The organism is Dorea sp. MB18-49, from assembly GCF_023669465.1.
GTDB classification, from domain to species: Bacteria; Bacillota; Clostridia; order Lachnospirales; family Lachnospiraceae; genus Dorea_A; species Dorea_A longicatena.
This window is the reverse complement of sequence record NZ_JAMOYX010000075.1, coordinates 1-8,264: the sequence shown is the minus strand read 5'-3', so window position 1 is coordinate 8,264 and position 8,264 is coordinate 1. Positions and strand designations below refer to the sequence as shown.

Genomic DNA, 8,264 nt, shown 5'->3' with positions numbered 1-8,264 from the left:
TTTTTGTGAGCTCGTTTTTAGGTCAACTTTTTTGCTTTAGGATTTCCCCATGTTGGAGTCAGCACAGGCTGGGACCTTGTAGTTTTATTCCGGTCGGTGACAGCCGCCATGATGCATTAAATAGAAATTTCCTCCGCATGTGCAAGCGCCGCCGATATATTCGGACAGAAATTCTCCCGTCCAACCAGCTCCACGAATCCGGCCTTCTCCATAACCTTCATCGGCTGTTCATTCACATGCGAGAATACCAGCGTAATTCCCTTATTTTCACATACTTTTGTCAGGTTAAATAATGCGTTCATCGCGGTACTGTCGATTGCCGGAACACTTCGCATACGAAGAACCAGGCAGGTCGTAAAGTCTTTGACAACGATGTGCTCGATCGCATCTGCAGCACCAAAGAACAATGGCCCGGTGATCTCATAGACACGGATCTGCAGTGGAAGCTTCTTCAGATGTGCATCCACATCCGGTGTATCATCGTCCACGTAAGTCCAGCCATCGACATGCGTTTCCTCACTCATACGCTTGATGAAGAGAAGACATGCAAGCACCATGCCGATCTCGATCGCAACCACAAGATCGAACAGGATCGTGAGAATGAAAGTTGCAAATAACACGATGATATCACTTTTCGGTGCAGTGCGGATTAAGTGTACGAATGTACGCCACTGGCACATATTGTATGCTACGATAAACAGGATTGCTGCGATGGTCGGCATTGGGATCATTCCGGCGAATGGCATCAGTACGACGAGTACGATGACCAGTGTGATGGAGTGCACCATTCCGGCAACCGGTGTGCGTCCGCCATTTTTGATGTTGGCAGCGGTTCTTGCGATCGCTCCTGTGGCAGGGATACCTCCGAATAAAGCAGAGGCGATATTACCGGCACCCTGGGCAACCAGTTCCATGTCGGAACGGTGCTTTCCGTTGATCATTCCGTCTGCGACGACGCAGGAAAGAAGTGATTCGATCGCAGCAAGCACAGCAATGGTAAATGCATTTGGAAGCGCATTTTCTATAATGTGCAGATTCACAGCCGGCAGATGAAATGCCGGAAGCGAATTACTGATCGTGTAAAGATTTCCAATTGTAGATACCTTAAGCGGCAGGAACTTTACCATCAGGATTCCGACGATAACGGCAATCAGGGAACCCGGAATCTTTTTGAAGATCACCGGTGAGATGATCAGGATCGCAAGGCTTACGATACCAACGATCAAAGCAGCGGTATTCATGGTAGAAATATTTTCAATAAATGCTTTGAATTTTTCTGTGGTTTCAATCGGCTTTACGCCGTCCGGATAAGTGACTCCGAAGAAATCCTTTAACTGTCCGATGACGATCGTAACGGCGATTCCGGATGTGAAGCCGGTTGTGATCGTATACGGAATGAATTTGATCAGACTTCCGAAGTGACAAAGGCCCATCAGGATCAGGAAGATACCTGCAAGGATGGTTGAAATCACGAGCCCGTCCAGTCCGTCTTTGGCGACAATACCCGCAACGATGGTTGCAAATGCAGCGGTCGGTCCGGCAATCTGTACACTGCTTCCACCAAGTGCAGAGATAACAAATCCCGCAACGATGGCCGTGAAGATTCCGGCTTCCGGTCCGACACCGGAGGCCAGTGCAAGTGCAATGGACAGCGGAAGTGCGATGATCGCAACGATGATTCCGGCGGTCACATCTTTTACAAACTGGGTACGGTTGTAAGATTTCAGTGAAGTCAGTAACATTGGTTTCAATGAATTCATGTGTAAATTTTACCCTTTCTCTTTTGTTTTATTCCTCTAATCTATAAAAACAACTTTAGAAGTATATCATAGGAAGAAAGCCGAAGGGGGAGTGTTTGCATTTATATACAATTTTGTGGGAAATATATAGAGTAGTACGTGGAAAAAGGCTTGAAATTCATAGTACGAAAGTCTATAATATGTTGCGGGCAGTTATGATACTGCACACGATAGTTAGAAAATCAATGATAAAATTCAACAAAAAAGGCAGGTGAACAGAATGGACGGTTGCGATAGTCATGGGCGAAGTTGCAGCATAGGATGGAAATTAAAAAGTTTATTAAGCAACAGTCGATTCTGTTTGAGTTAATTGCTGTACATTTAAGAGAAGCTCTAAGCGGCAAGTTCTTGGTACAGGCATCATAGATTTCTTTTATTTCTTATCCTATTTCCCAATGAGTATTACAAGTGAATAATAGCAGTCGTTTCATGGAGGATATGATCGTTACATATCCTGCAGTGTGTTTATGGTGAAGAAAACTGGAAAATGTATATCCGGTTATAGTGCATTAGGAAAAGGACAGGAGGTAAAGGTATGGAAAACAAAGATTATACAGTCGAGATACTGGAAATCATCAGAAGTAATACATCACCAGGTATTATGAGAAACAGACTGGAAGATTATCATGCAAATGACCTTGCAGAAGTATTTCCACAGCTGAAAGTATCAGAGAGAAGAAAAATCTGCAGAATCCTGGATCTGGACATGCTTTCTGATATCTTCGAGCATATCGACGAACAGGAAGCGGCAGAATATCTGGATGAGATGGATATCAAAAAAGCGGCAGCGATCCTTTCGGCAATGGAGACGGACGCAGTTGTGGATGTTCTGCAGATGATTCCGAAAGAGAAGAAAAATCTGCTGATCGAATTAATGGATGACGATGCCAGAAAAGATATGGCAATCATCGCTTCCTTTGATGAGGAAGAGATCGGAAGCAGAATGACAACGAACTGCATCATGATCCGTGAGAATCTGACGGTGAAGCAGGCAATGAGCAGTCTGGTAGAACAGGCAGCAAAGAACGATAACATTTCTACGTTATTTATGGTAACGGAAGATAATACATTTTACGGAGCAATGGATCTGAAAGATCTGATCATCGCAAGAAGAGAGTCTCCGTTAGAAGATCTGATCGCGACATCGTACCCATATGTATATGGAAATGAGCTGATCGATGACTGTATCGAGAGATTGAAAGATTATTCCGAGGATTCCATCCCGGTACTGGATAATGACAACAAGCTTCTCGGAGTCATTACATCCCAGAGTATGGTAGACCTGGTTGATGATGAGATGGGTGAAGATTATGCGAAGTTCGCCGGTTTGACCGCGGAGGAAGATTTGAAAGAACCATTAAGAGAAAGTATCAAGAAGAGACTTCCGTGGCTTCTGGTACTGTTGGGACTTGGAATGGTCGTTTCATCCGTAGTCGGTCTGTTTGAAGAAGTGGTAAGTCAGCTTACGATCATCATGTGTTTCCAGTCACTGATCCTGGATATGGCAGGTAACGTAGGTACGCAGTCACTGGCCGTAACGATCCGTGTACTGATGGATGAGTCACTGACCGGAAAGCAGAAGGCAGAACTGGTATTTAAGGAAATGAAGATTGCATTCTCGAACGGTTCGATCCTGGGAATTCTGTCGTTTGCACTGATCGGGCTATACATTGCATTATTCAAAGGAAAGACGTTCGTATTCGCATATGCGGTATCCGGATGTATCGGAGTGTCACTGTTGTTGGCGATGGTGATCTCAGGAGCGGTTGGAACATTGATTCCGTTGTTCTTTAAGAAGATTCATGTAGACCCGGCGGTTGCTTCGGGACCACTTATCACAACGGTCAATGACCTTGTGGCAGTTGTATCTTATTACGGACTGAGCTGGATATTCCTGATCAATATGATGCATCTGGTTGGCTAGTTTAAGTTACAGTTAGAATGATAGTTAGAATGAAGACAGATAGTCATGGACATTAAAGATTTAAAAGTATTTCATACAATAGCAAAAGAAGAAAGTATTGCAAAGGCATCCCGTATTCTCTATATGACGCCTCAGGGGATCAGTAAGATCGTAAAAAACCTGGAGGCAGAGATGGGATGCCGTCTCTTTACACGTAATAAATCCGGCATGCAGCTCACAGAAAGCGGAAGACGTTTTTTAGAATATGCGGATAAGGATATCGAAGATTATTATCAGGTGAAGAAGGATATCCTGCATATAGAACAACGACAGCGCAAAGTAGTGGATCTTTTGTCGGCATATGGAATCATCCGTATGGTGACGCCGGACTGCATTGCGGAATTTTGTAAGAAATATCCGGATATAGAATTCCATTACAGGGAGTACCCGGATCTGCAGGCAGAGCGTCTGTTTGCTGAAAATGAAGGAAATGTTGCGTTTTCCATCGGAGAATTTGATGAGGAGTTATATCATGTAGTTCCGTTGGAAACATTTCCGATTAAGCTTCTGGTAAATGAACAGGATCCGTTAAGTGAACAGGAAAGTGTGACAATTGAAGATCTGAAAAACAGGCCGTTATATATTGAAAGCAGTCAGTTCGCAATTTATCATCTGATCATGAAGAAATGTGAAGAAGCCGGGTTCCAACCGGATATCGCATTTCAGACCAGTGGATTCAGTTTGTGCCATAAGATGGTGAAGGAAAATAAAGGCATATCCGTGACGGTGGATTTTGTCTTTGATGACATGAAAGAACAAGGGCTGAGACTGATCCCATTTTCGGATGATGTGTATGAGTGGAAAGCATGTATGATTACCAGAAAAGAAGAAGCGGAGAATGAAGCAGTACAGTGCTTCCTGCAGTTTATACAGGAATGGATCGGGAAAATTAAGAGTGGGGAGATTATCCGGTAGGAACCTGAAACAGAACAGGATGGAGATAACGCATAAGAAAAAAGTTGATATAAAGTAACAAAAAGTTGCGGATAAGCCATAAATTCTACATTGTCAACAAATTGACAGTGGAAGATTTATGGCTTTTTGTATAGAAATTTTCTAAAATAGACGGATTGAATAAGTCAAAGAATCTATAGATAATCTCACTTTAACAAATAAATTTTATATAGCTATAATATAAATATATGGGCATTGGGGAATGCCCGGAGAAGATTTATTTTTAATTTATTTTAGGAGGTATTAATTTATGAACATCGGAGTAACAGAAATCAGCCCAAGAGCGGTGCAGAGAGCAGCAGAGAAGAATTTTAAAAGTGGATATTACTGTTGTGAGGCACTGATGTGTACGATCTGTGACGAATTCAAACTGGATGTGCCAAAGGAAGTCATTGCAATGTCATCCGGTATGGCTGTCGGAGCAGGCAAATCGGGATGTGTCTGTGGCGCATTCAACGGAGGTCTGCTTGCACTTGGAATGTTCTTCGGAAGAACAGAGCAGGACGGGCCAACCAATCCAAAGAGCGTAAAATGTATGGAACTGGTTCACGAACTGCATGACTGGTTCAAGAAAGCTAATGGGAAGAATGCAATCTGCTGCAGAGTTCTGACAAAAGAATTCAATATGGGACAGGGTGAGCACAAAGAACAGTGTATCTTTTTCACAGGACTGTGCGCATGGAAAGTAGCACAGATTGTCTGTCGTGAACTGGGAATCAAGAATCTGGACGAAATTGATGAACCGGCAGAACGTCGTGCAATTGCAGATATCTAGAATACATAGATCCAGACTAGAAAGGAAGACAAGATATTATGAAAGATGTAATCAAAAAAATACCGATTCCAATCTGCGGAGTCATGCTTGGAGCGGCAGCTTTAGGTAACCTGCTTCAGAGCTATTCAGAAGGAATCCGTTATGTGTGTGGAGTGTTCGCAGCATTTCTGCTGATCCTGGCACTTCTGAAGCTAATTATGTTTCCGGGAGCTGTGAAGGAAGATATGAAGAATCCGATCATGGCAAGCGTATCAGGAACATTTCCGATGGCACTTATGATCTTAAGTACCTATGTAAAACCATTTATCGGACAGGCGGCTTATTATATCTGGCTGTTTGCGATCGCATTACATATCGTGCTGATCATTTATTTTACGGTAAAATTTGTATTTAAATTGCAGATGCCAAAGGTATTCGCAAGTTATTATATCGTATATGTTGGAATTGTCGTTGCATCAGTCACGGCACCTGCTTATGAGAAACTTGCAATCGGAAGTGCAGCATTTTGGTTTGGATTTGTGACACTGATCCTGTTACTGATCCTGGTTACATACCGCTATGTGACGGTGAAAGAAGTACCGGATCCGGCAAAACCACTGATCTGTATCTATGCGGCACCGACAAGCCTCTGTATCGCAGGATATGTACAGTCTGTCATGCCGAAATCTTACGGATTCCTGATGGGAATGTTTGTAGTTGCAACGGTGATCTACATCTTTGCACTTGTAAAAGCAATCGGCTATTTGAAGATGCCATTCTTCCCAAGCTATGCGGCATTCACCTTCCCATTTGTCATCAGTGCGATCGCTTCAAAACAGATGATGGCATGTGCAATGAATATGGGACATCCAATGCCGTTCCTGAAATATGTGGTATTGATCGAGACGATTATTGCGGTTGTTCTGGTTGTGTATACTTATATCCGATTTATGGCATTTATCTTTGGTGGGAAGAAATAAGTTAGTGTAGAAGAAAAAAGAATGTTTGAAAGAATGATATAAAATATTGAGAGCGCCGGATGTAAGATTGCATCCGGCATTTTTATACTAAAGTATGTAAGAAAAGTTGCCGGTGCCAGGTTTTTTAGTATTCATTGATAAAGTATTCATAGAAATTACTGATAATAGCGTTTTCTTAGTTGGGCAGAAAATGTTACACTATACAAGAAAGAATATTCAGAAAGTCTCAGGCAGGAAGGATATTCATTAGAAAATTAAGAACGAAAGAAAGGTTTACAAAAAATATGGTAAAGATAGATCTGATTACCGGATTTTTAGGTTCCGGAAAGACAACATTTATAAAAAAATATGCAAAGCATCTGATTGACAAGGGAGATAATATTGGAATCTTGGAAAATGATTATGGTGCGGTTAATGTAGATATGATGTTATTAAAGGACCTGGAAGGTGAAAAGTGCGAACTGGAGATGATTGCCGGAGGATGCGACGCAGACTGCCACAGAAGACGATTCCGCACGAAGCTGATTGCAATGGGAATGTGCGGTTATGACCGGGTAATTGTGGAACCGTCCGGTATCTATGATGTGGATGAGTTCTTTGATGTATTAAGGGATGATCCGATCGACAGATGGTATGAGATTGGCAATGTGATCACAGTTGTTGATGCGAAGCTGGAATCAGACTTGTCGGATGAGGCAGACTATCTGTTGGCTTCCGAGGCTGCAAATGCGGGATGTATCGTACTTAGCAGAAGCCAGGAAGCAACCGAAGAAGAGATAAAAAATACGATAGAACATCTGAATCATGCAATGGAAAAAGTACAGTGCAACAGAAGATTCCGTGATGAGATTTTTGTAAAAGACTGGGAGACATTTGAAAGTGCAGATTATGAAAAGCTGTTAGCCTGCGGTTATGTGCCGGAGAATTACCGTAAGATGCATATCGAAGAAGGAGAGACGTTCAAATCTTTGTATTTTATGAATCTTGATAAGACAAAAAACGAGATAATAGAGACGGCAGAGAAGATATTTGCTGATACAGAATGTGGAAAAGTATTCCGCATTAAGGGATTCTTAATGGATGACGATGATAAATGGATGGAACTGAATGTTACCCATCAGGAGATGCGGCTGGAGCCGATCACGGAAGGACAGAAAGTCGTAATTGTGATAGGGGAAAACTTAAATGAACAAAGAATAGGAACTTTCTTTGCATAAAGTGCAGAACCGGTGGTGTATTCCACCGATTCTGTAAAAATACGGACTGTATGAAATCGTTTCACGCCATTCTTATTGTGCTTCTTCGAGCTCTTTCATTCTTTTTCTGATCAGTTCTTCAATCCGTTCCAGTTCGGAAATATCTTCTTCCTGCTCAATGAATGTAGCAATCATAGCCGAAGTAGAACTATTTCCAATAATATTTTTATATTCCGCATTGAAATATACATCTCTGGAAATGAGCGGACGGTAACTGCGGCTTAATACCGTTCCACTGTATACAATATCGGCTATTTCTATCAGATTCTCTTTTAACAGGACACGAAGAGAAGCCTGTACCGTATTAATGTTCATGGAACTTTCGGCTTTTACAATGTCGGAAGCAACCAGAGGAGTGCCTGCATCCCAGAGTATTTTCATGACGTCTAATTGTTTTTGGGACAAATTTCGTATCATTATACATTCCTTCTTTCCAATGATATCCGGGGATAATTTTTTGTTGCTCGGATATTATTATATAAGTAAATGCTTGTGAATTCAACAAGAATATATAATAAGGTATTGTTTGATTTGAAATAAATTGACAGATTGTATATG

Annotated in this window: 7 protein-coding genes; 5 read left to right on the top strand and 2 right to left on the bottom strand. The window is 42.0% G+C overall.

Annotation, left to right across the window (positions count from 1 at the left end):
* Positions 1 to 116: 116 nt before the first annotated feature.
* Positions 117 to 1,760 carry a SulP family inorganic anion transporter gene (locus NCY30_RS14425; protein ID WP_173785268.1) on the bottom strand — a complete coding sequence of 548 codons (1,644 nt, stop codon included), beginning with the start codon at positions 1,758 to 1,760 and terminating at the stop codon, positions 117 to 119.
* 574 nt (positions 1,761 to 2,334) lie between these two features.
* Here NCY30_RS14425 and mgtE point away from each other — a divergent pair.
* From mgtE to NCY30_RS14400, 5 genes are all read left to right on the top strand, one after another.
* A complete protein-coding gene (gene mgtE / locus NCY30_RS14420) occupies positions 2,335 to 3,723 on the top strand; it encodes a magnesium transporter (protein WP_022414976.1) in 1,389 nt (462 codons plus the stop codon).
* A 45-nt stretch (positions 3,724 to 3,768) separates the two neighbouring features.
* Positions 3,769 to 4,677: a LysR family transcriptional regulator gene (locus tag NCY30_RS14415; RefSeq protein ID WP_022414975.1), complete on the top strand. Its 909-nt coding sequence runs from the start codon at positions 3,769 to 3,771 to the stop codon at positions 4,675 to 4,677.
* Positions 4,678 to 4,966: 289 nt separating this feature from the next.
* Positions 4,967 to 5,491, top strand: coding sequence for a C-GCAxxG-C-C family protein (locus NCY30_RS14410; protein ID WP_022414974.1), 525 nt, complete (start codon positions 4,967 to 4,969; stop codon positions 5,489 to 5,491).
* 38 nt (positions 5,492 to 5,529) lie between these two features.
* The gene (locus tag NCY30_RS14405) at positions 5,530 to 6,450 is read left to right on the top strand and encodes a TDT family transporter (RefSeq protein WP_022414973.1); all 921 of its coding nucleotides are present in this window, start codon (positions 5,530 to 5,532) and stop codon (positions 6,448 to 6,450) included.
* 284 nt (positions 6,451 to 6,734) lie between these two features.
* Positions 6,735 to 7,667, top strand: a complete 933-nt coding sequence (locus NCY30_RS14400) for a GTP-binding protein (protein WP_022415166.1) — start codon at positions 6,735 to 6,737, stop codon at positions 7,665 to 7,667.
* Between the two features lie 72 nt (positions 7,668 to 7,739).
* Here NCY30_RS14400 and NCY30_RS14395 read toward each other — a convergent pair whose 3' ends face one another.
* On the bottom strand, positions 7,740 to 8,123 hold the full coding sequence (locus NCY30_RS14395; protein ID WP_055303651.1) for a BlaI/MecI/CopY family transcriptional regulator: 384 nt from the start codon (positions 8,121 to 8,123) through the stop codon (positions 7,740 to 7,742).
* Positions 8,124 to 8,264 lie beyond the last annotated feature (141 nt).

What these genes read in the sequence shown, in the direction of transcription:
- NCY30_RS14395 (WP_055303651.1), bottom strand. Translation starts at nt 8,123, where the DNA reads ATGATACGAAATTTGTCCCAAAAACAATTAGACGTCATGAAAATACTC.
- NCY30_RS14410 (WP_022414974.1), top strand. Translation starts at nt 4,967, where the DNA reads ATGAACATCGGAGTAACAGAAATCAGCCCAAGAGCGGTGCAGAGAGCA.
- NCY30_RS14400 (WP_022415166.1), top strand. Translation starts at nt 6,735, where the DNA reads ATGGTAAAGATAGATCTGATTACCGGATTTTTAGGTTCCGGAAAGACA.
- NCY30_RS14425 (WP_173785268.1), bottom strand. Translation starts at nt 1,760, where the DNA reads ATGAATTCATTGAAACCAATGTTACTGACTTCACTGAAATCTTACAAC.
- NCY30_RS14405 (WP_022414973.1), top strand. Translation starts at nt 5,530, where the DNA reads ATGAAAGATGTAATCAAAAAAATACCGATTCCAATCTGCGGAGTCATG.
- mgtE (WP_022414976.1), top strand. Translation starts at nt 2,335, where the DNA reads ATGGAAAACAAAGATTATACAGTCGAGATACTGGAAATCATCAGAAGT.
- NCY30_RS14415 (WP_022414975.1), top strand. Translation starts at nt 3,769, where the DNA reads ATGGACATTAAAGATTTAAAAGTATTTCATACAATAGCAAAAGAAGAA.